18 protein-coding genes and 2 pseudogenes are annotated in these 24,926 nt (G+C 73.1%); 17 read left to right on the forward strand and 3 right to left on the reverse strand.

All coding sequences use genetic code 11. The features are described from left to right. Positions 1-62 precede the first annotated feature (62 nt). The 3 genes and pseudogenes from GA0070617_RS21015 to GA0070617_RS21025 form a co-directional block, all read left to right on the forward strand. Positions 63-2,174, forward strand: a pseudogene (locus tag GA0070617_RS21015) (bifunctional adenosylcobinamide kinase/adenosylcobinamide-phosphate guanylyltransferase); the annotation flags it as partial. 82 nt (positions 2,175-2,256) lie between these two features. Further along, positions 2,257-3,030, forward strand: a complete 774-nt coding sequence (locus GA0070617_RS21020) for an adenosylcobinamide-GDP ribazoletransferase (protein ID WP_091441388.1) — start codon at positions 2,257-2,259, stop codon at positions 3,028-3,030. A 66-nt stretch (positions 3,031-3,096) separates the two neighbouring features. Next, on the forward strand, positions 3,097-4,386 hold the full coding sequence (locus tag GA0070617_RS21025; protein ID WP_091441391.1) for a DUF2314 domain-containing protein: 1,290 nt from the start codon (positions 3,097-3,099) through the stop codon (positions 4,384-4,386). 115 nt (positions 4,387-4,501) lie between these two features. Here GA0070617_RS21025 and gcvT read toward each other — a convergent pair whose 3' ends face one another. Then, positions 4,502-5,626, reverse strand: coding sequence for a glycine cleavage system aminomethyltransferase GcvT (gene gcvT / locus GA0070617_RS21030; RefSeq protein ID WP_091441418.1), 1,125 nt, complete (start codon positions 5,624-5,626; stop codon positions 4,502-4,504). 161 nt (positions 5,627-5,787) lie between these two features. On the opposite strand from gcvT, the gene GA0070617_RS21035 reads away from it, so the two are divergent. After that, entirely contained in the window at positions 5,788-7,359 is a 1,572-nt protein-coding gene (locus GA0070617_RS21035; RefSeq protein WP_091441420.1) for a leucyl aminopeptidase, read from the forward strand. A gap of 99 nt (positions 7,360-7,458) precedes the next feature. Here the strand turns inward: GA0070617_RS21035 and GA0070617_RS21040 are convergent, their stop codons facing one another. After that, positions 7,459-7,788 carry a hypothetical protein gene (locus GA0070617_RS21040; RefSeq protein WP_091441423.1) on the reverse strand — a complete coding sequence of 110 codons (330 nt, stop codon included), beginning with the start codon at positions 7,786-7,788 and terminating at the stop codon, positions 7,459-7,461. A 139-nt stretch (positions 7,789-7,927) separates the two neighbouring features. Between GA0070617_RS21040 and lpdA the strand changes: the two genes are divergently transcribed. The 4 genes from lpdA to GA0070617_RS21060 all read left to right on the forward strand — a co-directional run bounded on the left by lpdA (position 7,928) and on the right by GA0070617_RS21060 (position 13,671). Then, on the forward strand, positions 7,928-9,358 hold the full coding sequence (gene lpdA, locus GA0070617_RS21045) for a dihydrolipoyl dehydrogenase (protein ID WP_175440607.1): 1,431 nt from the start codon (positions 7,928-7,930) through the stop codon (positions 9,356-9,358). 68 nt (positions 9,359-9,426) lie between these two features. After that, complete coding sequence (sucB, locus tag GA0070617_RS21050) at positions 9,427-11,259, forward strand: 2-oxoglutarate dehydrogenase, E2 component, dihydrolipoamide succinyltransferase (RefSeq protein ID WP_091441430.1); 1,833 nt, start codon at positions 9,427-9,429, stop codon at positions 11,257-11,259. A gap of 118 nt (positions 11,260-11,377) precedes the next feature. Further along, positions 11,378-12,700 (forward strand): low temperature requirement protein A, encoded by a 1,323-nt coding sequence (locus GA0070617_RS21055; RefSeq protein ID WP_091441433.1) that lies wholly within the window; start codon positions 11,378-11,380, stop codon positions 12,698-12,700. A gap of 59 nt (positions 12,701-12,759) precedes the next feature. Next, positions 12,760-13,671 carry an LLM class flavin-dependent oxidoreductase gene (locus GA0070617_RS21060; RefSeq protein WP_091441436.1) on the forward strand — a complete coding sequence of 304 codons (912 nt, stop codon included), beginning with the start codon at positions 12,760-12,762 and terminating at the stop codon, positions 13,669-13,671. Between the two features lie 198 nt (positions 13,672-13,869). On the opposite strand, the pseudogene GA0070617_RS21065 reads toward GA0070617_RS21060, so the two are convergent. Beyond that, positions 13,870-14,123 (reverse strand): annotated as a pseudogene (locus GA0070617_RS21065) (winged helix-turn-helix domain-containing protein). 528 nt (positions 14,124-14,651) lie between these two features. Between GA0070617_RS21065 and GA0070617_RS21070 the strand changes: the two are divergent. The 9 genes from GA0070617_RS21070 to GA0070617_RS21110 all read left to right on the forward strand — a co-directional run bounded on the left by GA0070617_RS21070 (position 14,652) and on the right by GA0070617_RS21110 (position 24,897). Beyond that, positions 14,652-15,014 (forward strand): hypothetical protein, encoded by a 363-nt coding sequence (locus GA0070617_RS21070; protein WP_229688214.1) that lies wholly within the window; start codon positions 14,652-14,654, stop codon positions 15,012-15,014. Positions 15,015-15,057: 43 nt separating this feature from the next. Next, entirely contained in the window at positions 15,058-16,485 is a 1,428-nt protein-coding gene (locus tag GA0070617_RS21075) for an AAA family ATPase (RefSeq protein ID WP_091441442.1), read from the forward strand. Next, positions 16,482-17,132, forward strand: coding sequence for a DUF4276 family protein (locus tag GA0070617_RS21080; RefSeq protein WP_217628852.1), 651 nt, complete (start codon positions 16,482-16,484; stop codon positions 17,130-17,132). The genes GA0070617_RS21075 and GA0070617_RS21080 overlap by 4 nt, the downstream gene beginning before the upstream one ends. 100 nt (positions 17,133-17,232) lie before the next feature. Next, entirely contained in the window at positions 17,233-18,135 is a 903-nt protein-coding gene (locus GA0070617_RS21085) for a TIGR01777 family oxidoreductase (protein WP_091441447.1), read from the forward strand. Between the two features lie 242 nt (positions 18,136-18,377). Further along, positions 18,378-18,974 carry a hypothetical protein gene (locus GA0070617_RS21090; protein WP_175440608.1) on the forward strand — a complete coding sequence of 199 codons (597 nt, stop codon included), beginning with the start codon at positions 18,378-18,380 and terminating at the stop codon, positions 18,972-18,974. A 128-nt stretch (positions 18,975-19,102) separates the two neighbouring features. Then, the gene (locus GA0070617_RS21095) at positions 19,103-20,917 is read left to right on the forward strand and encodes a DUF6311 domain-containing protein (RefSeq protein WP_091441453.1); all 1,815 of its coding nucleotides are present in this window, start codon (positions 19,103-19,105) and stop codon (positions 20,915-20,917) included. 149 nt (positions 20,918-21,066) lie between these two features. Continuing rightward, on the forward strand, positions 21,067-21,705 hold the full coding sequence (lipB, locus tag GA0070617_RS21100) for a lipoyl(octanoyl) transferase LipB (RefSeq protein ID WP_091441455.1): 639 nt from the start codon (positions 21,067-21,069) through the stop codon (positions 21,703-21,705). Positions 21,706-22,035: 330 nt separating this feature from the next. Further along, the gene (lipA, locus tag GA0070617_RS21105; RefSeq protein WP_091441457.1) at positions 22,036-23,082 is read left to right on the forward strand and encodes a lipoyl synthase; all 1,047 of its coding nucleotides are present in this window, start codon (positions 22,036-22,038) and stop codon (positions 23,080-23,082) included. A 69-nt stretch (positions 23,083-23,151) separates the two neighbouring features. Beyond that, positions 23,152-24,897: a hypothetical protein gene (locus GA0070617_RS21110; RefSeq protein ID WP_139135727.1), complete on the forward strand. Its 1,746-nt coding sequence runs from the start codon at positions 23,152-23,154 to the stop codon at positions 24,895-24,897. The last annotated feature ends 29 nt before the right edge of the window (positions 24,898-24,926 follow it).

Below are 24,926 nucleotides of genomic sequence, written 5' to 3' on the forward strand. Positions count from 1 at the left end.
TTCCGGTCCGGGCGGGCGTACCTCGACGTCACTGCCCGGTCGGGGGGATCTAAGGTACGCACATGTCCGTTGACGGGTGGAACAAGGTCCTGGTGCTCGGCGGTATCCGGTCGGGCAAGTCCGAGTTCGCCGAGTCCCTGGTCGGTGAGGCGACGACCGTCCGGTACCTGGCCACCTCCGCCGAGGGCGATCCGGAGGATGCCGAGTGGGCGCAGCGGTTGGCCACCCACCGTGGTCGCCGGCCGGGCGGTTGGCGTACCGAGGAGACCGCGAGTGACCCGCGTCGGCTGGCCGATGTGGTCTCCGCGGCCGAGGCGCACGAGACGCTGCTCGTCGACGACCTGGGCGGCTGGGTGACGGTACTGCTCGACCCGGCCCACCAGCCGGCGGACGACACGGCCACCATCGACGAGCTGGCCACCGCGATCCGTACCTGCGCCGCCCGGATCGTGCTGGTCAGCCCCGAGGTCGGGTTGTCGCTGGTGCCGACCACCCCGATCGGCCGGGCGTTCACCGACGCGCTCGGCGCGGCCAACCGGGCGGTCGCCGACGCCTGTGACACCGTCGTGCTGGTGGTCGCCGGTCAGCCGTGCCGGCTGAAGCCGGCCGGCACCTCGGGCCCGGTCGTGCTGCCCGCGCAGGCTGTCCCGGCGGCGGCCGAGCCGGCCTCGGCGCAGGCCGTCGGCCTGCCCACCGCGGACCGCGCCGCCGCACCGGCACCCCGGGACGCGACGCCGCCGCCTCACGCACCTGTGCCGGCGGACGCGACGTCCGTCCCGGTCGCACCAGAAGCGGGTACGGCGGTTCCGGACGCCGGGACGGGCACCGGCACCGGCGGGGCGACCTGGGCCGCGCCGACCATGAGCCTGCCGGTGCTGGCCACCGGGCTGGTCATCCAGCCGGGCATGGAGCTGCCGATGCCCGACGACTACGCCGGGCCGCAGGCCGTCGAGCGGCTCGCCACCCTGGACGTACCCGGGGCGGGGTTGGGGGTGTTGGAGCGGGTGGTCGGTTTCGCCGCCGCCACCCAGGGCACCCCGACGCCCGCCGCCTGGGAGCGGGTCCGGTTGGTGCTGCTCAACGGCGAGCACGAGGGCGGGGCCGCCGCCGGCACGGTGCCCGGCGAGTCGGGTCGACGGGCCCAGCAGGCCGAGAACGGCACCGGCGTGCTCGGTCGGTTGGCCGCCGAGACCGGGGCGGCCGTGCAGGTGGTCGACGTGCCGACGGCCGCGCCGATGGAGCAGGTGCCGGCGCTGACCGCCGAGACGGTAGAGGCCGCGCTGCGGTTCGGCTGGCAGTTGGCCGAGGAGGCCGCCGAGGCAGGGGTGCAGCTGCTGGTGCTCGGATCCTGCGGGGCCGGCGCCGACGCGGCGGCGGCGGCGGTGCTCGCGGCGACCGCCGGCGCGGAGCCGGCAACCGTGCTCGGCCGGGTGGTCGGCGCCGACGGGCAGATCGACGACGCGGCGTGGATGCGCCGGTGCGCGGCGGTCCGCGACGCGATGCACCGGACCCGTCGTTCGCCGCGCGGTGCCAAGGACATCCTGGCCGAACTCGGCGGCGGGGACGTGGCCGTGGCCACCGGGATCCTGCTCGGCGCGACCGCACGCCGGCTACCGGTGCTGCTGGACGGGCCGGTCGGCCTGGCCGCCGGCATGGTCGGCCGGGACCTGGCCGGACAGTCCCGGCACTGGTGTCTGCTGGCCGACGCCGGTGGCCATCCGGCAGTCACGCTCGCCGCCGACGTACTCGGCCTGAGCCCCCTGCTCGACCTGCGGATGGGGCTCGGTGAGGGGGCCAACGCGCTGGCCGTGCTGCCGCTGCTGCGCTCGGTGCTCGCCCTCGCCGCCGACCTGCCCACCCGCCCGGCCGACACCGACGACCCGGCCGACCGGGCCGCCCCTGACGCACCGTCCGCCGGCGCACCGTCCACCGATGCACCGTCCACCGACGGGCCGGGCACCGGCGACCAGCCGGGCAGCGACGGGTCGTCCGGCGACGAGCCGGTGACCGCGCCGCCGGTCACCGGCACCGGCCCCGCCGACCTGCCACCGGGCGACGACCTCCGCGACTTCGTCGAGCCGGAGCCGACCGGTCCGGGCCCGGCGACCACCGCCGAAGGGCAGACCGGGCCGGCGCAGACCACCCTCGACCAGGCCGGGCCCACGCAGGCCGGGCCCACGCAGGCCGGGCCGACGCAGGCCGGGCCGACGCAGGCCGGGCCGGCCGGATCCGGCCGGCCGCTCGGCTGACCCGCCGGTGACCGGCCGGTCCCGGTACGTCGACGGTCTCCGGTTGGCCGTCGGCACCTTCACCGTCCTGCCGGTGCCCGGCGGGCGGGTGGACCGGGCGACCGCCGGGGTCGCGATGGCGCTGGCCCCGGCCGTCGGTGCCCTGCTCGGTCTCGCCCTCGGCGGGGTGCTGCTGGCGCTCACCCCGCTCACCTCGCCGCTGATCGCCGCCGGGCTGACCCTCGGCTGCGCCGCGCTGCTCACCCGGGGGCTGCACCTGGACGGACTGGCCGACATCGTCGACGCGCTCGGCTCGTACCGGCCCGGACCGGCCGCGCTGGAGATCATGAAGAAGCCGGACGTCGGCCCGTTCGGGGTGGTCGCCCTGGTGGTCGTACTCCTGGTGCAGGCCGCGGCGCTGGCCGAGCTGGCCGGCCGGTCGGCGCCGGCGGGCCTCGCGGCGGTGGTGGTGGCCGTCGCGACCGGTCGGCTCGCGGTGACGGTGGCCTGCCGGCGGGGGGTGCCGGCGGCCCGACCGGACGGGCTGGGCGCGCTGGTCGCCGGCACCGTCGGCCCGGTCGCGCCGGTCGTCGGCACGGTCGCCGTCGCGGTGCTGGCGTCGGTGGCCGTGCCGGGGCGGCCGTGGCAGGGGCCGCTGGTCGTGGTCGCCGCGCTCGCCGTCGTGCTGCTGCTCCTGCGTCATCTGGTACGTCGCCTCGGCGGCATCACCGGCGACGTGCTCGGTGCCGGCGTGGAGGTCACCTCGACCCTGGTCTACCTGGGACTGGTGCTGTCCGGCTGAGCGCCGCGCGCCGGGGCGGGTAGCGTTTCGGTTGGACAGCACCGGTGCGCCACGATCGGGGACGACATGCTCATCACGGACGACTTCCTGCCCGTACCGGTGCCGGAGTCGCTCACCGCGACGTACCTGGTACCGATGGTCGGGTTGCCGCGGGTCGGTACGAAGTCGGCGGTGGCCGCGGTGGCCGACCGGTTGGCCGAGCCGGTGCGGGGGTTGGCCCAGCAGATGCTGGACGGCCCGCTGATGTCGGTGGAGACCCGGTCGATCGCCGAGTTCCCCCAGCTCCCGCCGGATCTGCTCAGCGCGTTCGGCGCGACCGAGGCCCAGTTGGCCCGGCTGGCCGAGGCCAGTCACCTGGTGGTGGTGCAGGCGCAGTACCGGCCGGGCTGGCCACCGGCGCACGAGTGGGCGGCGCGGGCGGTGGCCGCCGCGATCGCCGAATCGGTCGACGGTGACGTGGTCGACGTCTTCGGTCTGCAGTTCCTCGACCCGGCGACCGCACTGCGGTCGTTGCCCGACGAGCAGGGCCGGGTCCGGCTGGTCGACTGGGTGCTGGTGCCGTACTCCTCCGACGCCGAGGGTCTCTGGTTCACCACCAAGGGGCTGCGCCGGTTCGGGCTGCTGGAGCTGCAGACCCAGGGGGTGCCGGACCACCTCACCCGGGCCTGGGGAGCGGTGATGACCGGCGCGGCCCGGCGGCTGCTGCGGGACTGGACCGAGGGGCTGGCCGGTGCCGAGGTGCCGGCGTTCGTGCAGCTGCCGGTGCTGGCCACGGTCACCGGCCACGACATCGCGGTGGCCTACGGCAACCCGGAGCAGCACGGGGCGACCGCGCCGGTGCTGCTGCGCCTGGAGCTGGACCCGGCCACCGACCCGGAGGCCGACTCGTTCCTGAGTCTGCGCCCGCCACCCGGGCACTCCGGACCGGACGGGCGGTACTTCGCCGCCGCCTGCGCCACCCTCTTCGCGGGTATCCAGCCCGACGTGCGCTACACCCGCCCCGGTGACGCGATGACCAAGGCGATCGCCACCGCCCGCGCCGGGCTGGCCGACGCCCGCGCCCGGTTCCTCGCCGGTGACCTGCCCGCCGAGACCCAGCTGGTGGTCAAGTACGGCCTGCCCGGCGACGAGGGTCCGGAGTTCGTCTGGGCCGGGGTGACCTCCTGGGACTCCCCGGAGCGGATCGTCGGCGCCAGCGCCAGCGACGCCCACAGCGACCCGGGCGTGCGCATCGGCGCAACGGTGGTGGTGGCCGCCGACGACGTCGTGGACTGGGCGGTGCTCGGCGCCACCGGCGTGCTGGAGGGCGGTTGGACCCAGGCCGTCCTCGACTCCGGCGACCGCCCCACCCCCTGAGCCCGACGGCCGGCCGGACCGGGGCTTCCGCCCCGGCCGTGGCGGCTCAGCGCACCCGGCTGCGGCGGCTCAGCGCACCCGGCCGTGGCGGCTCAGCGCACCCGGCCGCGGCGGCTCAGCGCACCGAGGGCTCGACGAAGGGCGGTCGGTTCAGCCGCATCCGGGACCGCCGACCCCGGATGTCGACCTCCACCAGGTCGCCGTCGGCAAGTCCGGGCGCGGTGTCCAGCAGGGCCAGGGCGATGCCCTCCTTGCGGGTGGGCGAGAAGGTGCCGCTGGTGACCGTGCCGACGCAGGTGTCGCCGACGTACACGCTCATCCCGGCGCGCGGGATCGCCCGGTCGACGGCCACCAGGCCGCGCAGCGTACGGCGGGGGCCGGTGGCCTTCTCGGCGAGCAGCGCGGCGCGGCCCCAGAAGGCCGGCTTGTCCCAGCCCACCGCCCAGCCGGCGCGGGCCTGCACCGGGGTGATCTCCAGTGACAGGTCCTGGCCGTGCAGCGGGTACCCCATCTCGGTGCGCAGGGTGTCCCGGGCGGCCAGCCCGCAGGCGCGCGGGGCGGGCGCGGCGGCGTGCAACGCGTCCCAGACCGCCACCGCGTCGGCAGCCGGCACCACCAGCTCGTAGCCCAACTCGCCGGTGTAGCCGGTCCGGCAGACGGTCAGCTCGACCGCGCCCAGGCGGGCCGGGGAGAAGCTCATGTAGTCGTGCCCGGTGGGCAGGCCCAGGGCGGTGAGCAGCTCGCCCGACCGGGGGCCCTGCACGGCCAGCACCGCGTACGCCTCGTGTTCGTCGGTGACGGTGACCGACGACGGCGCGGCGGCGCGCAGCCGGCGCAGCACCTCGGCGGTGTTCGCGGCGTTCGGGATCAGGAAGACGTGGTCGTCGGCGTACCAGTAGGCGATCAGGTCGTCGACGACCCCGCCGGTGGCCTCGTCGCAGCAGAGCGTGTACTGCGCCCGACCGGGGGCGATCCGGCCCAGGTCGTTGCTGAGGCAGGCGTCGACGAACGCGGCCGCGCCCGCCCCGGTGAGGCGCACCTTGCCCAGGTGCGACACGTCGAAGACACCCACCTCGGCGCGGACCGCGGTGTGCTCCTTCAACACGCCGCCGCCGGCGTACTCCAGGGGCATCTCCCAGCCGCCGAAGGAGGCGAACTTGGCGCCGAGAGCGGTGTGCCGCTCGTGCAACGGGGAACGACGCAGCCGGGTCGCGGCCGCGTCGGGGGTCACCTGGGTCATGGTCCAACGCTACCGGCCGCGGCGATCTGGTTAGCATCGGCGGGACCCGTTCCGGCCTGTGGGCCGGACGTGGCCACGCTCCGGCGGGTAGGTTGCGCCGGAGACAAACCCTCCGCCGGTACGCGACGAACCGCGACCGGCCTGGCCCGTCCGGAGTTGCCTTGACATCGTCCAGCACCAACCTGAGCCTGGTCGACACCGACCCCGCCGAACTTCCGGTCGACGCGATCGTGATCGGCCTGCACAGCCAGACCGGCGAGCAGGACGCCACCGACGGCCCCGCCGGCACCCTGCTGCTGGCCAGCGGCGCGGAGAGCATCGCCGCCGCGTTCGACGGCCGGCTCACCGAGACCCTGGCGCTGCTCGGCGCGACCGGTGCCCCCGGTGAGGTGATCAAGCTGGCCACCCTGGGCACGGTCACCGCCCCGCTGGTCGCCGCGGTGGGCCTCGGTGCCGAGCCGACCGGGGCCGCTCCGGCGCCGGAGACGCTGCGGCGGGCCGCCGGCGCGGCCGTCCGGTCGTTGGCCGGTGCGGCGCGGGTGGCGCTCACCCTGCCGCTGCCGGACGACGCCGACGCCCCGGCCGCGCTGCGGGCGGTGGCCGAGGGCGCGCTGCTGGGCGGCTACCGCTTCGCCGGCTACCGCACCCGGCCGCAGCCGAGCCGCCGGGAGCCGGTGGCCGAGGTGCTGGTGGCGGTGCCGGACGCCGGTGACGCCGGCGCCCAGGCGGAGGTCACCCGCGCGCAGGCGGTCGCCGGTGCGGTCCGGCTCACCCGGGACTGGGTGAACACCGCGCCGAACGAGAAGCGTCCGCCGGCCTTCGCCGAGGTGGTCGCCGAGGCGGCGCGTTCGGCCGGGCTCGGCGTCGAGGTGCTCGACGAGGCGGCGCTGGCCGCCGGCGGTTACGGCGGCATCGTCGCGGTGGGTCAGGGTTCCGAGGCCCCGCCGCGCCTGGTCAAGCTCACCTACACCCCGGAGCAGGGCGGTTCGGGCAAGCGGGTCGCGCTGGTCGGCAAGGGCATCACCTTCGACACCGGCGGTATCTCCATCAAGCCGTCGCAGGGCATGTGGGAGATGAAGTCGGACATGGCCGGGGCCGCCGCGGTCGGCGCGACCATGCTGGCGGTGGCCGCGCTGAAGCCGGCGGTGGCGGTGACCGGGTACCTGCCGATGGCGGAGAACATGCCCTCGGGCACCTCGTACCGGCCGGGCGACGTGATCACCATGTACAACGGCAAGAAGGTCGAGGTGCTCAACACCGACGCCGAGGGCCGGATGATCCTGGCCGACGCGATGGCGCGGGCCTGCGAGGACGGCTGCGACTACCTCTTCGAGACCTCCACCCTGACCGGCGGTCAGGTGGTGTCGCTCGGCAAGCGGATCTCCGGCGTGATGGGCACGCCGGAGCTGTGCGAGCGGGTCCGCTCCGCCGGCGACGAGGTCGGCGAGCCGGCCTGGCCGATGCCGCTGCCGGACGACGTGCGCAAGGGCATGGACTCCGACGTGGCCGACATCTCCCAGGTCAACGCCGGGATGGACCGGGCCGGGCACATGCTGCAGGGCGGCACGTTCCTGCGCGAGTTCGTCACCGACGAGGTGGCCTGGGCGCACATCGACATCGCCGGGCCGAGCTACCACACCGGCGAGCCGACCGGGCACCTGACCAAGGGCGGCACCGGCGTCCCCGTCCGCACCCTGCTGGCCCTCATCGAGGACATCGCCACCCACGGCTGACGTGTAAGGAAGGGCCCCTTGTTAACGCCTTCGGTATAGAAGGGTTCCCCTCTCACCCCGAGGTGTTAACAAGGGGCCCTTCCTTACCTCCGGAGGGGGTCAGTAGCGGTCGGGGCGGCGTTTGCGGCGCTCGTTGTAGTCGCGCATCCGCTGCGGGTAGCCCATGATGCGCACGTCGTAGACCGGGATGCCCAGCTGGTACGCGAAGCGTCGGGCGCCGTCCGGCCCGTCGATGCGCCGGCGGGTCCACTCGCCGTCGTCGGCGATGAGGATCACCGTGGTCTCGGTGACGGTCGTCTTCGGCTCGACGAACGCCTCGACCCCCCGCCGGCTGCGGACGAAGTTCGCCAGGTGCTCGAGATCGGCCCGGTCGGCGGTCCGGTCGCGGCTCTCCGGCCTGGCCTGCTTGCGTCGTCGGAACAGCGCCACCGACGGTATCCCTCCCCAGTTCGGTCACCACGGACCGGACCAAGCGTACGTGTCGTGGACGTGTCGTTGGGCACCTCACTACGCGCCCGGCAGCCGGTGGTGACAAGATGACCGAGGCGAGTATGCCCGTTTACCTGGCATGCCCCCTCGTAGCAGCGACGCGACCTGGGAGTTGAGTGTGAGCGAGCCGAACGACGCGACCTTCGACGTTGTCATTCTCGGAGGAGGCAGCGGCGGCTACGCGGCAGCGCTGCGCGCCGCCCAACTGGACCTGAAGGTTGCCCTGATCGAGAAGGGCAAGCTCGGCGGCACCTGCCTGCACAACGGCTGCATCCCGACCAAGGCGCTGCTGCATGCCGCCGAGGTCGCCGACCAGACCCGGGAGTCGGCGCAGTTCGGCGTCCAGGCGGAGCTGGTCGGCATCGACATGGCCGGGGTCAACTCGTACAAGGACGGGGTGGTCTCCCGGCTGTACAAGGGCCTGCAGGGCCTGGTGGGCGGTGCGAAGAACATCACCTTCGTGGCCGGCGCCGGCAAGCTGGTCGGCAAGGACACCGTCGAGGTCGACGGCAAGCGGTACACCGGCCGCAACGTGGTGCTGGCCTCCGGGTCGTACGCCAAGAGCCTGCCGGGCCTGGAGGTGGACGGTGAGCGGATCATCACCAGCGACCACGCGCTGACCCTGGACCGGGTTCCCGCCTCGGCGATCGTGCTCGGCGGCGGCGTGATCGGCGTCGAGTTCGCCAGCGTGTGGAAGTCCTTCGGGGTGGACGTGACGATCGTCGAGGCGCTGCCCCGACTGGTCGCCGCCGAGGACGAGGAGTCCTCCAAGGCGCTGGAGCGGGCCTTCCGCAAGCGGAAGATCAACTTCAAGGTCGGCAAGCCCTTCGAGACCGTCGAGAAGACCGACAAGGGCGTCAAGCTCACCATCAAGGGCGGGGAGACCGTCGAGGCCGAGCTGCTGCTGGTCGCCGTCGGCCGCGGCCCCAACACCGCCGACCTCGGGTACGAGGAGCAGGGCGTCAAGACCGACCGCGGGTACGTGCTGACCGACGAGCGGCTGCGCACCAGCGTGCCGAACGTCTACGCGGTCGGCGACATCGTGCCCGGCCTGCAGCTCGCCCACCGGGGCTTCCAGCAGGGCATCTTCGTCGCCGAGGAGATCGCCGGCAAGACGCCGGCCGTGATCGACGAGGTGGGCATCCCCCGGGTCACCTACTCCGAGCCGGAGCTGGCCTCGGTCGGCCTCACCGAGGCCAAGGCCAAGGAGAAGTACGGCGCTGACAAGATCAAGACCTACAACTACAACCTGGGCGGCAACGGCAAGAGCCAGATCCTCAAGACCGCCGGCTTCGTGAAGCTGGTGGGCGTCGAGGACGGCCCGGTGGTCGGCGTGCACATGGTCGGCGCCCGGGTCGGTGAGCTGATCGGCGAGGCCCAGCTCATCTACAACTGGGAGGCGTACCCGGGCGAGGTCGCGCAGCTCGTGCACGCCCACCCGACGCAGAACGAGGCCCTGGGCGAGGCGCACCTGGCCCTGGCCGGCAAGCCGCTGCACTCGCACGCCTGAACAATGCCAACCCGCGGCGTCCGGCGACGGGCGATGACCCCACCAGGGAACGAAGGAGTCTGAAGGATATGCCGGTATCGGTCACCATGCCCCGGCTCGGCGAGAGCGTCACCGAGGGCACCGTCACCCGCTGGCTCAAGCAGGAGGGCGACACCGTCGAGGTCGACGAGCCCCTGCTCGAGGTCTCGACCGACAAGGTCGACACGGAGATCCCGTCGCCCGCGGCGGGGGTGCTGAGCCGGATCGTGGTCGGTGAGGACGAGACTGCCGAGGTCGGCAGCGAGCTGGCCGTCATCGCCGGTGAGGGCGAGTCCACCGGCGGTGCGCCCGGGCAGCAGGAGGCCCCCGCCGAGCAGGAGGCCCCGGCCGAGCAGGCCGAGGAGGCCGCCGCCGAGCCGCAGGCCGAGGCGGAGCAGCCGGCCGTCGAGGAGCCGGCGGGCCAGGCCGCCCCGGCGCCGTCGGGCGAGGGCACCGCGGTGAAGATGCCGGCCCTGGGCGAGAGCGTCACCGAGGGTACGGTCACCCGATGGCTCAAGCAGGTAGGCGACTCCGTCGAGGTCGACGAGCCGCTGCTGGAGGTCTCCACCGACAAGGTCGACACGGAGATCCCCTCGCCGGTCGCCGGCACCCTGCTGGAGATCAAGGTCGCCGAGGACGACACCGCCGACGTCGGCGCCGAGCTGGCCGTGATCGGCACCGCCGGTGCCGCCCCCGCCCAGGCGGAGCCCGAGGCCAAGCCCAAGGCGGAGACCAAGCCGGAGCCCGAGGCCAAGCCGGAGCCGAAGCCGGAGCCGGCCGCCGAGAAGCCGGTCGAGGAGCCCACCCCGGGCCTGTCGTACAACGAGCCGTCGGCCGAGGCCGAGACGTCGGCCCAGCCGGCCCAGGCCGAGCAGGCCGCGACCCCGCCCGCCCCGACGCCGACGAAGACCGCCGGCGGCCAGGGCGGCGACGGCGAGGCCGCCGGTTACGTGACCCCGCTGGTACGCAAGCTCGCCGCCGAGCACGGTGTCGAGCTGTCCTCGCTCAACGGCACCGGCGTGGGTGGCCGGATCCGTAAGCAGGACGTGCTGGAGGCGGCGGAGAAGGCCAAGGCGGCGAAGGCCGCTCCGGCCCCGGCCGCCCAGCCGGCCGCCGCGGCGGCCCCGGCCAAGCCGGCGGCGAAGCCGCAGCCCAGCGCCAAGCGGGGCACCACGGAGAAGCTGCCCCGGATCCGGGCGACCATCGCCAAGCGGATGCAGCAGTCGCTGCACGAGATGGCGCAGCTCACCACCGTGGTCGAGGTGGACGTCACCCGGGTGGCCAAGCTGCGGGCCCAGGCGAAGGCGTCGTTCCAGCAGCGGCACGGCGTCAAGCTGTCGTTCCTGCCGTTCTTCGCTCTCGCGGCCATCGAGGCGCTGCAGACGTACCCGATCGTCAACGCCAGCATGGACCTCGACGCGGGCACGATCACCTACCCCGAGGGCGAGAACCTCGGCATCGCGGTGGACACCGAGCGGGGCCTGATGGTGCCGGTCATCCACGGTGCCGGTGACCTCAACCTGGGTGGTATCGCCAAGCGGATCGCCGACCTGGCCGAGCGGACCCGGACCAACAAGATCAGCCCGGACGAGATCGCCGGGGCGACCTTCACGCTCACCAACACCGGTAGCCGGGGTGCCCTCTTCGACACCCCGATCGTGCCGTCGCCGCAGTCGGCGATGCTCGGCACGGGTGCCGTGGTCAAGCGGCCGGTCGTGGTCAACGACCCGGAGCTCGGTGAGGTCGTCGCCGTCCGGTCGATGGTCTACCTGGCCATGTCCTACGACCACCGGCTGATCGACGGCGCCGACGCGGCCCGGTTCCTGGTCGCGGTCAAGGAGCGGCTGGAGGCCGGCAACTTCGAGGCCGAGCTGGGCCTGTAACACCCACGCACCGCCACGACGGGCGCCCCGGTCACACCGACCGGGGCGCCCGTCGCCGTCGCGGTGGGCCGGCCGGAAACCGCCCCGGAGACGGACCGGTCGCTGACAGACTCGTACGGTGGGCGGCAACCGGGGCTGGCGGAGCCTGGGTCCGGCGGTGGCGATCGCGCCCGGGGCCCGGGTGGACCGCTTCGAGATCTTCTTCGACCTGGTCTTCGTCTTCTCGTTCTTCGTCATCGTCCGCTCCACCGCCACCCACATCAGCGGCCACACCCTCCTGCACGCGCTGCTGGTGCTGGCGGTGCTCTGGTGGTGCTGGGTCATCCACAGCGTGGTCGCCACCCGGGTACGCCTCGGCGAGGGCTTCGTACCGGTGGTCATGGTGGTCGGGATGGCCGCCCTGTTCGCCTTCGCCCTGTCCGTGCCGCAGACCATCGACAACAAGGAGGAGGACGGGCTGGCCGGCCCGCTCACCGTCGCCCTGAGCTACCTGGTCCTGCGGGTCGTCCATCTCTGGGTGCTCTGGCACGTGAGCCGGGGCCAGGCGGCCGAGCGCCGACGCCTGCGGCGGCTCGCTCCGGAGCTGGTGGTCAGCACCGGCCTGCTGCTCGCCGCCGCGCTCGTGCCGCTCTACGTCGACGCATCGGAGACCGGCGGACTGGTCCGCGACGGCCTCTGGGCCACCGTGATCCTCATCCAGTACGGCACCGGCCTGCTGATCGGCACCGCCGGCGCCGGGGTGGCCTCGGCCGAGCACTGGACCGAACGGTACGAACTGATCCTGATGATCGCCCTCGGCGAGTCGGTGATCTCCGTGGGTGTCGGCAGCAACCTGGCCAGCCGGCCGGTCACCTGGCCGGCGATCGTCTCGGCGAGCCTCGGTCTGGTGCTGGCGGCCACGCTCTGGTGGCTGCACTTCGACGTGATCGGTCCGGCGGCCCGGATCGCCCTGCACGCCACCCTGGGACCGCCGCGGGTACGGATGGCCCGGGACGCCTACGTCTACTTCTTCCTGCCGATGATCGCCGGACTGGTGCTCTTCTCCCTCGGCGCCGAGGAGATGCTGAACTGGCTCGCCGCGCCACGCCCCTCACCGATCGGCGAGCCACTGCCCGGACCCGGCGTCCCGCTGCTCTACGGCGGGGTGATCTGCTACCTGGCCGGCAACATGCTCTTCCAGCTGCGTACCCTGCGCACCCTCACCTGGTTGCGGGCCGGCGCGGTAGTCCTGTTGGCGGTGTTGATCCCGGTCGCCGACCGGCTGCCGGCGCTGGCCGCCCTGGTGCTGCTGACCGTCGTCACGGTCGCCCTGGTGGCCCTGGAGGTGGTGACCATGGCCGACTCCCGTACCGCGCTGCGGGAGGCCGTGCTGGCCGAGCGCACCGCCCACGAGGCGCGGGAGGCCGAGTGGCGGCAACGCTGGCACGACGAACAGCGGTAAGGGCTCTGCCGTCGGCAGAAGGTCTGGGCGCTGGCCGCTCGGCGGCGCATGCTGATCCGATGGTCACCTTCTCCCTCCAGGTCAGGCCGGACAACGCCGAGGAACTGCTGACGTCGGCCCGCCGGGCCGAGGCCGCCGGCTTCGACACGCTGCACTGCGCCGACCATCCCGGGGCCATCGCCGCGCCCTTCGTCGCCCTGGCCGCCGCCGCAGCCGTGACCTCCACCATCGGCCTCGGCCCGTACGTGGCCAACACCGGCATCCGGGAGCCGATGCCGCTCGCGGTCGACGTGGCCAGCCTCGACCTCATCTCCGGCGGGCGGGCCCGACTCGGGCTCGGCGCCGGGCACAACCCGGCGGAGTGGCACGCCCTCGGCCGGGAGCGCCCCGACGTGGCCGGCCGGGTCCGCCGCTTCACCGCCGTCACCCGGGCCGTGCGGGAGCTGCTCGACGGCGCGGAGGTCACCGTGGACACCCCCGAGCTGACCGTCCGGGCCGCCCGGCTGACCGCACCGCGCCCGGTGCAGGAGCGCATCCCACTGACCGTGGGCACCAGCAACTCCAGGCTGCTGCGCTGGGCCGGCCGGCACGCCGACGTGGTCGGGCTGAGCGGTGCCGGCCGGACCCGACCCGACGGCTACCAGCACGACGTACGCTGGCGCGAGGCTGACATCGAGGCCCAACTCGCCCTGGTCGCCGAGGGCGCGGCCGGACGGAGCGTACCCCCGGCCATGGAGGCGCTGGTGCAGCTCTGCGCGGTGACCGACGACGCCGAGGCGGCCACCGCCGACTTCGCCCGGGACACCGGGCTGACCGTCGACGAGCTGCTCGCCTGCCCGTACGTCCTGATCGGCACCGAGGACGAGATCCTTTCGGCGGTACGGCGACACGAACGCCGCTGGGGCATCACCCGTTTCGTGGTCCGGGCCGACGCCCTCGACCAGCTCACCCCGCTCCTACCCCGCCTCTGAGCCCTCGGTCAGCGTCGGCGGCCCGAGGTGGCACGGCGCGGCCCGAGGTGCACCGGCAGCGCGATGTCTTCGTGATCGACTCGGTTGAGCCGATATGGCGGCATCAAACGGCCTCGGACACCGCCATTTCTACCCAACCGAGTCGATCAACCCCCGACGTCGACCCCGCCCCGGTCGGGCGGGTCCGGCGAGGGGCGGTCAGGTGTCGGATCGCTCGGCGACGAACACACCGAGCCCGTGCACCCCCTCGACCAACCCTTCGGTCTTCAACACGATCATCGCGTGGTTGACGACCCCGGCCGACACGCCATGCTCCTTGCACAGCTGCGCCGTCGACGGCAACTTGTCGCCGGGATGGAGTTCTCCGGACGCGATCTGCCCACGGATCAACTCCGCGAGCTGCGCCCACTTCGGTTTGGCGGGCATGGCGGCTCCCTGGTCTGCCCCGCCATCTGATCACGATTTCCCTTCTCCCGACAAGTAAGTGGTACTAGGTCGTTGACCTATGAGCAGTACTAAGTATAAGTTGGCTCCAAGCCGGCTCCCTGGTCTGCACACCCGGAGTTGGCCGTCCTGCAGGACGCACCCGGCCGGCCTCACCCCCGGGGTCGGCCGGGTGCCCCATCGACCACCCCGCGGTCCGCCACCCCCGCCCACCTACCCGGCTCCGGCGGCGGACCCGTCCGCGGCCAGGCCGAACGCACCACCCTCAGGCCACACGCACCACCTCAGGCCGAACGCACCACCTTCCGGAGGGAGAGCACCATGCGACCACGTCGGCGGCAGCAACCCGTACTCCTGGCTCCCATCCACCGACAGACCTGGCGGAACTGGCGGCGCTGGTGCTCGTGCGGACTGCGTTGGCGCACCTGCCCCGACCGGCACGCCGCCGTGCCGACCGAGCCACCGACCCCCGCGCCCCGTCCCCGGTGGCACCCGGGCCGGACGCCCCGGACCGGACGCCCGAACGAGGGTCACTGGTGACCGGGCACAACCGAGGGTCGCTGACGACCGGGCGCGCCGACGGAGGCGGGCACCTGCCACTGCGGCCGCTCTGGCTGTGCCGGTCCTGCGCCGCGCCGTGGCCCTGCGCCACCGCCCGCCTCACCCTCAGCCAGGAGTACGCCAGCGACCGGACCGCCCTGATCGTCTACCTGAGCCTGCTGCTGCACGAGGCGGACGAGCAGCTCTACACCCTCGATCCCGCCGGGGCACCCGACCCACGGCACCTCTTCGACCGCTTCGTCGGCTGGGCCCGCCGCCTGCCACCGGTGGCCGCTCCCCCACCGACACCTACCTCCGGAGCCTCGGACCAGCCCACCGACCAGTCCGCCACGCCGTGACAGCCTCGGGGAGCCGGCTCACCCGGCTGACTAAGCTCGGATCATGCTGACCCGGCTGGAGGTTCAGGGCTTCAAGAACCTACTCGACGTGACGATCGAGTTCGGCCCGTTCACCTGCATCGCAGGAGCCAACGGCATGGGCAAGTCGAACATCTTCGACGCTATCGAGTTCCTCAGCTACCTGGCCAGCGACACCCTCGTGGAGGCCTCCCAGCGGGTCCGGGGAGCGTCCGGGCTGCGCGGCGGCGACCCACGGGACCTCTTCTGGGACGGTTACCGCGATCATCAGCACCGGATAACGCTCGCCGCTGAAATGATCGTGCCGGAGCAGGTCGAGGACGATCTGGGCAGCCCGGCGCAGGCCAGCACGACCTTCCTGCGCTACGAGGTGACGCTGGGCTTCGAACCGCCCGCCCGGGAGGGCAGCATCGGCCGGCTGAGCCTTTTCGGCGAAGAACTGCGGCACATCACCCGGGGCGAGGCGCCACGTCACCTCCGTTTCCCGCACAGCGCCGGCAGGTTCCGCAACGCGGTCATTCGCGGCGAACGACGTGGCGGACCGTTCCTCTCCACCGAGTTCCGCGAGTCCGGCACCGTCATCAACGTGCACGGCGACGGTGGCAGTCGCGGCAAACCACAGCCGCGAGCTGCAGCTCGGGCCGGGCGCACCGTGTTGAGCACCGTGACGACGAACGACTACCCCACCATCCTGGCCGCCCGCCGGGAGATGCAGAGTTGGCACCGGTTGGCCCTGGAACCCTCCGCGCTACGGGCTCCGGACAGCTTCTCCGCGCCCCGATCGCTCGGCACCGACGGTGCCCACCTGGCAGCGACGCTGCACCGGATCGCCCAGGAATCCGGTGGCGACGACCAGAAGATCGACCCGGAAGCGGTGTACGCCAGGGTCGCCGACCGGTTGTCGGACCTGGCCGGTGTCGCGGTGGCCGGAGTCACCGTCGAACTCGACCAGATCCGCGAGGTGTTCACGCTCTTTCTCGAAGAACGGGGGGACCTGCGGTTGCCCGCCCGGGCGCTCTCCGAGGGAACGCTTCGTTTCTTGGCGCTCTGCGTGCTGTTGGAGGATCCCCGCTTCACGGGTCTGGTCTGCATGGAGGAGCCGGAGAACGGCATCCACCCCGCCAACGTTCCCGCCATGCTGGACCTGGTCCGCGATCTGGCGGTCGATCCCCGCCGGGCGCCTGGCGGGGACAACCCCTTCCGTCAGGTCATCGTCAACACCCACTCGCCCTGGCTGGTACGTCTCTGCGATCCCGCCGACCTGCTCCTGGCGGACGTGCGGCCGCGGCCCGGTCCGACCGGTCAGGTGACCCGCTCACTCGCGTTGCTCCCGTTCCACGGCACCTGGCGCGCGGCAGCGGACACGGCGACCTTCTCCAAGGCCGACGTCCTCGCGTACCTCGCCGCCCCGGTCGGTGCACAGCTCAGCCTCCCCCTGGACATCGCGGAATGACCGATCGCCCGTACTCCGGACTGTTCGTGTCCGAAGGCACCTCGGACCTGCCCCTGGCCGACCTGGTCGAGTCGCTGTTCGTCGGTGCCGGAGCAAGCGTGCGGCTGAGCAAACCGGACTACTCCCTGCTGCCCAAGGTGTCGAAGGACGTCAGGTCCCGGGTTCAGGCCGGGCTGAAACTGGTAGGTGGGACGGTCGACCTCATCGTCGTGCACCGCGATGCCGACAACGCCGGGCATCATGCCCGGCAGCAGGAGATCCGAACGGCGGTCCAGCCGATCGGTGGTACGGCGGCACTGGTACCGGTCATTCCGGTGCGGATGACCGAAGCGTGGCTCCTGCTCGACGAGACGGCCATTCGCCAGGTGGCCGGCAACCCTCGGGGCAGGGTCGATCTGGGACTGCCGAAGCACCACCAGGTGGAGTCGATCGCGGATCCGAAGGAACTGCTCCGCACCTGCCTGGTCAGGGCGTCGGAGGCCGGTGGAAGACGACGGGAGGCGGTGGGCAAGCGGTTCAACCAGCACCGTCGCCAGTTGTTGGAACGGCTCGACCCCCAGGGTCCGGTGGTACGGCTCGACAGCTGGGCCCGGCTGGTGGACGACGTCGACCGGACCATCAAGACGTGGGACTCGACCGTCCGCTGATCCCGAGCGCCCTCCCCACGGTGGGCATTCGGTCGACGGGGTTGGAGTCGCTGGCGCGGTCGACGCATCCGTCGGCGGTGTCGTGCACGAAGATGGAGACATGCGGATCCTGATGGCCGGTGCGTCCGGCTTCCTCGGCACCCGGCTGGTCGACCGGCTCGGCACGGACGGGCACCAGGTCACCCGGCTGGTCCGGCGGCCGGCCCGGTCCGGTGACGAGCGGCGGTGGAACCCGTCGGCCGGGCAGCTCGACCCGGCGGTGGTGGCCGAGGCGGACGCCGTGGTCAACCTGGCCGGCGCGGGGGTGGGCGACAGGCGCTGGACCGACGACTACCGGCGGCTGATCCGGACCAGCCGGGTGGACAGCACCGGTACGCTGGCCCGCGCCATCGCCGGGCTGCCCGCCGCCGACCGGCCGAAACTGCTGCTGAACGCCTCCGCCGTCGGCTGGTACGGCGACACCGGTGACCGGGTCGTCGAGGAGGACGCCCCGGCGGGTGAGGGCTTCCTGGCCGACGTCTGCCGGGTGTGGGAGGCCGCGACCCGACCGGCCGAGGATGCCGGGGTACGGGTGGTACGGCTGCGTACCGGGCTGCCGCTGCACCGCGACGGTGGCCTGCTCAAGCCACAGCTGCTGCCGTTCAAGCTGGGGGTCGCCGGCCGGTTGGGCAGTGGCCGGCAGTGGCTGCCGTGGATCTCGATGGCCGACTGGCTGGCGGTGGCGGTGTTCCTGCTGGACCGCGACGACCTGGCCGGGCCGGTCAACGGTGTCGGTCCGGCCCCGGTAACCAACGCCGAGTTCACCCGGGAGTTCGCCAGGCAGCTACACCGCCCGGCGATCGTCCCGATCCCCGCCCTGGCACTGAAGGTCGTCCTCGGCGGCTTCGCCCAGGAGGCGCTGACCAGCACCCGGGTCCTGCCCGGGGTGCTCAGCGGCGCCGGCTTCGAGTACCGCCACCCGGACCTCGCCTCGGCCCTGCACGCCGCCCTGCACGACGAGTGACGGTCCAGCCGAGGACGGCGAGGTCCCGGCCGACATCGATCTGAACAGTCAGCCCCGCCCGGACGTAGGGAGATCGTCCGATCATCCGACAGCGGGAGACGACGATGGCCCCACGGCAAGAGTCAGCGGATCGGCAGGAACTGGAAGCGCTCCTGCCGGATTCGGACAGGTACCTGGTCGCCAACCTGGAACCGGGCCAGGCGAGGACTGTCATGCGTGCAATCCTTAGTTTTTATGACCGGTTGACGATTGCCCGAGAAAACCTGGCCAACCTGGAGAACCGGGCCTACCTTGATCCCACGATCCCCTTCCACACCGTGATCGCGGAGCGGGCCGCGGTCGAACAGACCACCCGGCATTTCGTGGATCAGGTCCGCAACGCGATGAGAAACAACAGCATCCCCATCCCCTTCTCCACCGCTGAGGTGGCCGCCGCCAGGGCGAACGTGCCCCCGCCGCCTTCGCCCAACGCGGGACGGGCAGACGCCTGGAGAACCGAACACGGATACGCCTCGGATTCGGATTCGGAAAGCGCCTACCTTTCCGACGGGAACAGCTCACGCGCCGGCACCGAGTACACCGCGGCGTCCTCCACCGCTGGCCGCTACCGAATCGATCCTCAGTACGACGAGCGGCAGACCGAGCCCTCGCCCGCCGCCCAGGCGTTCTATGCGGAGATGGTCTCCTACGCGGTCAGCTCCGCCGGGGTCAGTGAGGAGAACCTGGCGGTGACCGACCCGTCCCGCCGTTCCCACCGACCCGGCGGCTCCTCGCACCGCCCCAGCGGCTCCTCCCACCGACCGGGCAGCTCCTCCCAGCGCCCCGCCGGCCGCCGGTAGGCAACGAGGACGGTCTGCCCGACGGCCACCACGCCACCCGGCTGGCCCTGTCCGCCGGGCAGCGCCGTCGCCACCGGATCGGCCGGGTCTGACCGGGCTGTCCAGCTCCGGTTGGTAACGTCCGCTGCGTGCCGACCTCCCCGTCCCTGGTCACCGACCCGTCGCCGCCGCCGGCCACCAGCACCCGGGACCGGCGGGTCGACCTGCTGGTGGTGCTCGTGGCGGTGGCGCTGGCGCTCTGGGTGACCAGCGGCCTGTGGCGCGGCCCGGACACCCGGGCGGTCACGGTGAACTCCAGCGACCAGGCGTTCTTCGAGTGGCTGCTCTCCTACGGCGCGCACGCGCTGACCCACGGGCAGAACCCGTTCTACACGTACCTGATCAACGTGCCCGACGGGGCCAACCTGGCGGTCAACACCTCGGTCACCGTGTACGCGGTGCTCTTCGCCCCGGTGACGTACCTGCTCGGGCCGTCGGTGTCGTTCCTGGTGATCCTGACGCTCAACCTGGCCGCCACCGCGCTCGCCTGGTACTGGCTGCTCGCCCGGCACCTGGTCGGCAGCCGGCTGGCCGCCGGGGTCGGCGCGCTGTTCATAGCCTACTCCCCCGGCATGGTCTCGCACGCCAACGCCCACCTGAACTGGACCGCCGGATGGCTGGTACCACTGCTGATCTGGCGGTTGTTCGCGCTGCGGCGGCCGGAGCACCTGCTGCGCAACGGCATCCTCTTCGGCGTCACCGTGGCCGTCGCCTTCTCCATCGCCGCCGAGGGGCTCTTCTTCACCGCCCTGGCGCTGGGCGTCTTCGTCGGCGTCTGGGCGCTGCACCCGGCCCGCCGGGGCGAGGTACGGGCGGCGCTGCCGAGCTTCCTGCGCGGGCTGGGGATCACCGCCGTCACCGCCGGCGTGCTGCTCTCGTACCCCTTGTGGTTGCACTTCGCCGGGCCGCAGCGGTTCCACGGCACCGGCTTCGACCCGGTGATCCACGCCGAGGACATCGCGGCGTTCGGCGCGTACCCGCAACGGTCGGTGGCCGGCGCGGCCGGGCTGGAGACCGGGCTCGCGCCGAACCCGACCGAGGAGAACTCCTTCTTCGGCGTACCGCTGCTGGTGCTCGCGGTAGCCGCTTTCGTGGCCCTGTGGCGGCGGGCCACCCCGGCCCGGCGGGCCACCCTGACCGCGCTGGGCACCACCGCCGTGGTCTTCACCGTGCTCTCCTGGGGGCCGCAGATCAAGGTCAACGGCCACCGGTACGACGTACCGCTGCCGTTCGACCTGCTCGGTCGGCTGCCGGTGGTCAACGCCGCGCTGCCGTCCCGGCTGGCCCTGGTGGTGGCCCCGGTGATCGGGCTGCTGCTGGCGTACCTGATCGACCAGTTGCGCACCGCCCCCGGCCGGCACCGCTGGACCCGGCCGGCCTGGGCGGTCGGGTACGCGGTCGCGCTGCTGCCGCTGCTGCCCCTGCCGCTGCTGACCATCGAACGGGAGCCGATCCCGACCTTCATCACCGCCGGCACCTGGCGGGAGTACGTCTCCCCCGGCGGGGTGCTCACCCCGATCCCGCTGCCGCTGGACGTCACCCCCGACGGGCAGCGCTGGCAGGCGTACGCGCTGGCCCACCGGCAGGGAGAGTTCGCCCTGCCGGCCGGCTTCTTCCTCGGCCCCGGCGGACCCGACGGCCGGGGCCGGATCGGCCCGCCGCCACGCACCTTCGACACCCTGATGGACCAGGCCGGCCGGACCGGCCTGGTGCCGATCATCACCGAGGGCAGCGTCGAAATGTCCCGCGCCGACCTACGCTACTGGGGGGTGCAGGCGGTGGTGCTGCCCGACCGGGTACACGGCGCGAAGTACCCGATCGACGTGGACGCGCTGCGCCGCACCGCGACGGCACTGCTCGGCAAACCGCAACGCGTAGCCGACGTCTGGCTCTGGCAGGTGTAAGGAAGGGCCCCCTGTTAACGCATTCGGTATAGCGGGGAACCCCTCTCACAGCCGCGCTGCGGCGGGACGGCCGCAGGTGCAGTCGGATTCCCCGGTGGTGAGGCGGCTCACGGGTGGAGCCGGGCAGGTCGCGGACTAGGCTGGGCGGCGTGACCGTGACGTCTTCCGGCCTGACGGCCGTCCGTGTCGGGGAGCTCGACTACCAGGCCGCCTGGGACGAGCAGCGCCGGCTTCACGAGTCCGTGGTGGCCGGCACCAGCGCCGACACGGTGCTGCTGGTGGAGCACCCGAGCGTCTACACCGCCGGCAAGCGCACCGAGCCATGGGACCGACCGATGGACGGCACCCCGGTGGTGGACGTCGACCGGGGCGGCAAGATCACCTGGCACGGTCCCGGGCAGCTGGTCGGGTACCCGATCCTGCGGCTACCCGACCCGGTGGACGTGGTCGCCTACGTACGGCGTACCGAGCAGTTGTTGATCGATGTCTGTGCCGAGTTCGGGCTGGTCACCGACCGGATCGAGGGGCGCAGCGGGGTGTGGGTGCCGGCCGACGGGCGCGGCCCGGCCCGCAAGGTCGCCGCCATCGGCATCCGGGTGGCGCGCGGCGTCACCCTGCACGGTTTCTCGATCAACTGCGACTGCGACCTGACGTACTTCGACCGGATCGTGCCGTGCGGCATCCGGGATGCCGGGGTGACCTCGATCAGCGCCGAGCTGGGCCGCCCGGTCACCATCGCCGACGCGCTGCCGGTGGTCGAGCGTCACCTGCCCACTCTGCTCGCCTGAGCCTCCCCCGGATACCACCCCGCCCGTGCACTCCCCGCCCGTCCGCTGGGACATCCCGGGCGGCATCCGCCCCGCGCCTGTCCGCTAGGGCGTCCGAGGGCCATCCGCCCCCGCCCGCCCCGCGGACGTCCGTCCCCGCTCGTCCGCCAGGGACGCCCCACGGACGTCCGCCCCCGCCTGCCCGCCAGGGGCGACTCGCGAACGTCGCCCCCGCCTTCCCGCCAGGGTGCCCCATCGACGTGAGAGGGGTTCCTTTCTCTACTGAATGCGTTAACAGGGGGCCCTTCCTTACTGCTGGGGGGTGGTGGGGGTCACAGGGGGTGGGAGGTGATGGCCGTCGCCCGACGTGCATTGACGGCCGCCGACCGGCGTAGGCTCGGTTTTGTGACGATCTCGCACTCCACGCCGACGACCGAGCAGGCCGCGCGCACCGCGACGGTCGCCCCCGAGGGGCGGCGGATGCTCCGGATCGAGGCACGCAACGCAGAGACCCCGATCGAACGCAAGCCGCCGTGGATCAAGGTCAAGGCGAAGATGGGCCCGGAGTACACCGAGCTGCGCGGGCTGGTGCAGCGCGAGGGGCTGCACACGGTGTGCCAGGAGGCCGGCTGCCCCAACATCTACGAGTGTTGGGAGGACCGGGAGGCCACCTTCCTCATCGGCGGTGACCAGTGCACCCGACGCTGTGACTTCTGCCAGATCGACACCGGCAAGCCGGCCGAGTTCGACGCCGACGAGCCCCGCCGGGTCGCCGAGTCGGTGGCCGCGATGGGTCTGCGGTACGCCACGATCACCGGGGTCGCCCGTGACGACCTGCCCGACGGCGGTGCCTGGTTGTACGCCGAGACCGTCCGGCAGATCCACGCCCTGCGGTCCGGTTGCGGTGTGGAGCTGCTGATCCCGGACTTCAACGCGGTCCCCGAGCAGCTCGCCGAGGTCTTCGGGTCCCGGCCGGAGGTGTTGGCGCACAACGTCGAGACGGTGCCCCGGATCTTCAAGCGGATCCGGCCGGCGTTCCGGTACGAGCGGTCGCTGGACGTGATCCGGCAGGCCCGCGCCGACGGGCTGGTCACCAAGAGCAACCTGATCCTGGGCATGGGCGAGGAGCGGGCCGAGATCTCCCAGGCCCTTCGGGACCTGCACTCCGCCGGTTGCGAGCTGATCACCATCACCCAGTACCTGCGCCCCACCCCCCGGCACCACCCGGTGACCCGCTGGGTCAAGCCGGAGGAGTTCGTGGAGCTTCGCGAGGAGGCCGAGGAGATCGGCTTCGCCGGGGTGATGAGCGGGCCGTTGGTGCGCTCGTCGTACCGGGCCGGTCGGCTGTACCGCCAGGCCCTGGACGCCCGCGAGGGCAGCCCGGCCGTCTCCGCCTGAGCACCGCCGGATCCGACCCGCCGGGCGAAGGGACAACCGGGAGACTCACTCCCTGTAATGATCACCCCCATGAGTACGGGGGTACGCCAGCAGGCGTCCGAAGTGTCGTCCGACCGGTGGTCGGCGTACCGGTCGGCGCTGCCGACAGTGCTGGCCCTCGGCGTGGTGGTCGCCGGCCTCGGGTACCGGGTCGGCCTGGTGCTGCACGGGGCACCGCCGACCAACAGCGACGAGGCGACGATGGGCCTGGCCGCGTTGCACATCGGGCAGGGCCGGCACTTCCCGGTGTTCTTCTACGGCCAGGCCTACATGGGCACCCTGGAGGCCTGGCTGGCCGCGCCGCTGCTCGCGCTGACCGGCCCGTCGGTGCTCGCCCTGCGGCTGCCCACCCTGGCGGCGTACCTGCTGCTGCTCGTGCTCCTGTGGCGGCTGACCTGGCGGTTGACCGGTGACCGCTGGTTCGGGGTGCTGGTGTTGGCGCTGCTCGCCCTGGGCTCCGACCGGGCGGTCAAGAACCAGCTGATCGCCGGCGGCGGTTATCCGGAGCTGGGGCCGGCGGTGGCGGCGTTGGCGCTGCTCACCTTCGGTCTGGTCGCCGGGGACACCGGTCGCCGGCTGCCGCGCTGGGCGGCCTGGGGGTTCGTCGCCGGGCTGATGATCTGGGTGGATCCGCTGCTGCTGCCGTACCTGGCGGCGTTCGGGGTGGTCCTGGCGGCCCGCTGCTGGCGGGAGCTGCGCGGGGCGGCCGGCGCGCTGCTGGTCGCCGCCGTGCTGGCCGGTGCCGCGCCGCTGCTTGTCGACAGCGTCCGGGCCGGCCGGAATCCGCTGGCGGCCGTGTTGACCGCCGGCGGCGCCGGTCAGGCCGCCGGCTGGGTCGACCGGCTGCACGGCGGGCTGGTGCTCGGGCCACCGTTGGGCATGGGGTTCTGCTCGCCGGGTCACTGCGCGCCGTGGCAGCTGTGGTGGACGGCGGCCTTCCCGGTGCTGCTGGTGGTCGCCGCGGTCCGCGCCGGCCGTACGCTGCGCCGTGCCGGGGACCCGGCGGTCCGGGCCGCGGCGGCGCTCTGGTTGGCGCTGCTGGCGGGTGCGGTGGGCACCCTGGCGGCGTACACGGTCAGCAGCGCGGCCGGACTGACCCCGGTGGAGAGTTCCCGGTACCTGTCCTGCCTGTTGGTCTCGCTGCCGGCGCTGCTCTGGCCGGTGTGGACCGCGGCCCGCCGCCCCGGCACCCGGAAGGCACGGCGGCCGACCGGCCGGGACACCTGGCGGCCGGCGGCCATCCGCGACGCATGGCGGCCGGCGGCCGTCCGGGGGGTCGCGGTCGTCGTGCTGGGGGCGACCGTGGGTAGCGCGGCGGTGGCCACGGTCGGCGCGGTGGCCACCGTGCCGGCGGCCCGTGCGGAGGCCCGGCGGCACGACCGGCTGGTCGCCACCCTACGGGACCTCGGGGTACGGCACGTCCTCGCGCCGTACTGGACCTGCAACCGGTTGACCTTCGCCACCGGCGAGCAGGTGGTCTGTGCCGTGGTGGCCGACGACCTGTCGCCGGGGATGGACCGTTACCGGCCGTACCGGCGGCTCGTGGCGGCGGCGACCCGACCCGCCTTCGTCGCCCCGGTCGGCTCGCCGGTCGCGGCGGCCCTGGACCGCCACCTGGCCGACCCGGCGGAATCTGCGGCGAGCCACCCGGCCGGGCGACCGGGCGAGCCGGAGGGGCACCCCGCCGAAGAGCCGGGGCAAGGGCCGGTCGGACCGCCGGGGCGGCTGCGGCTGGTCGAGGTGGACGGATACCGCATCTATCTCAAAATCGCGTGACGCGTCCCACTCCTCGATCTACCGGTTGC

This window comes from Micromonospora yangpuensis (assembly GCF_900091615.1).
In the GTDB taxonomy this organism is placed as follows: domain Bacteria; phylum Actinomycetota; class Actinomycetes; order Mycobacteriales; family Micromonosporaceae; genus Micromonospora; species Micromonospora yangpuensis.